Origin of the sequence: Vibrio sp. 1159, assembly GCF_033340395.1 — a bacterium.
Classification (GTDB): Bacteria; Pseudomonadota; Gammaproteobacteria; order Enterobacterales; family Vibrionaceae; genus Vibrio; species Vibrio alginolyticus.
Map to the genome: position 1 here is coordinate 1 of NZ_JAWOWL010000153.1, position 1154 is coordinate 1154.

Annotated in this window: 2 protein-coding genes; one reads left to right on the plus strand and one right to left on the minus strand. The window is 46.8% G+C overall.

The annotated features are described in order from the left end of the window. Positions 1-457, plus strand: a 457-nt coding sequence (locus R7127_RS26635; protein WP_318148728.1) for a metallopeptidase TldD-related protein, incomplete at its 5' end; no start/stop codon positions are given. A gap of 80 nt (positions 458-537) precedes the next feature. On the opposite strand, the gene trmY is transcribed toward R7127_RS26635, so the two are convergent. After that, entirely contained in the window at positions 538-1137 is a 600-nt protein-coding gene (trmY, locus tag R7127_RS26640; RefSeq protein ID WP_318148729.1) for a tRNA (pseudouridine(54)-N(1))-methyltransferase TrmY, read from the minus strand. Positions 1138-1154 lie beyond the last annotated feature (17 nt).

Below are 1154 nucleotides of genomic sequence, written 5' to 3' on the forward strand. Positions count from 1 at the left end.
TTTTGCCACTCAAGAGAATGTTTTGATCGCCAATGGCCAACTGAGAACGCTATTGCACAATAGCCAAACAGCGAGTTATTTAGGTGCAGTGTCGACGGCAAGTGCATCTCGCAGTGCGAAATCGAGCCTAGACGTATCGGCAAATCATAAAGTGATTGCGACAGGCAACAGCAGTGTGTCAGAAGTCAAAGCAGGTGAATACCTAGAATTAGTGGAACTGCAAGGGGTTCACTCTGGTGCAGATGCTGTCAGTGGTGATTTCTCATTTGGTGCGAGTGGTTTCTTGTGCCGTGATGGTCAACGTGTTCAACCTGTGCGCGGAATTACAGTTGCAGGTAACTTCTATAAGATGCTGCAAGAAGTAGAAGCTGTGGGTGATACGCAGCTTATTAATGACAGCCGCACTTTCTTCGCGCCAGATGTGCGTTTTGCTCGATTGAGTATTGGCGGTAAATAAGCGCGGCATAGAAAGTCAGAAACAAAAAAGAGGACTCAATCGAGTCCTCTTTCATCATCTAGCAACGTGTACGCGAATAACTAGAATTCGCGGATATCCAGTTCGTTGTGGATCAATACTACACACTGAGAAGCAAACAGCATCTTAGGTCCAAGGCTGATTTTCTCAGTACCTAGGCGCTTCAAGCTGTTGAACGACTTCTTCGGCATCGGAATGTGGTCGGTTAGCAAGAAACATGGGTTTTCACCAATTTCTGCATCACGAACAAATTCGCCTTTCTTGTCCAACATATAAAGTTGGTGGTCTTCCGCCAGTTCTTGAACCAAGCGTTCGAAGCTCACTGTACGAACCGTAATACCCGGCTCAACTTCACGAAGCTGCTCTTTACCCATACCAACAGATGCGTCCAACGCACGGGCAACGTCAGAGATCAACGTTGACTCGTGAAAACCACCAATATTGGTAATGTCGTTTGAACGAATGGTAATCGTGCGCGAGTAATCCTTCGTGCTCTCTAATACCAAATGGACAACCACATCTTCACGGTGAGATTGTGCCACGAACATGGTGTTCATCATGGTATGAGCAAGGATCTCGGTATGTGCCTCGTTACCAACACCTTCTAATAGTGCTTTGCTGGTGGTTGGCGCCGCGCGAGCTCGTAAAACAAAAGAGCGCATGAATTTAGCCTCTGTAT

Excerpts from the sequence above, each read along its gene's own strand:
- trmY (WP_318148729.1), bottom strand. The coding sequence starts at position 1,137 with ATGCGCTCTTTTGTTTTACGAGCTCGCGCGGCGCCAACCACCAGCAAA.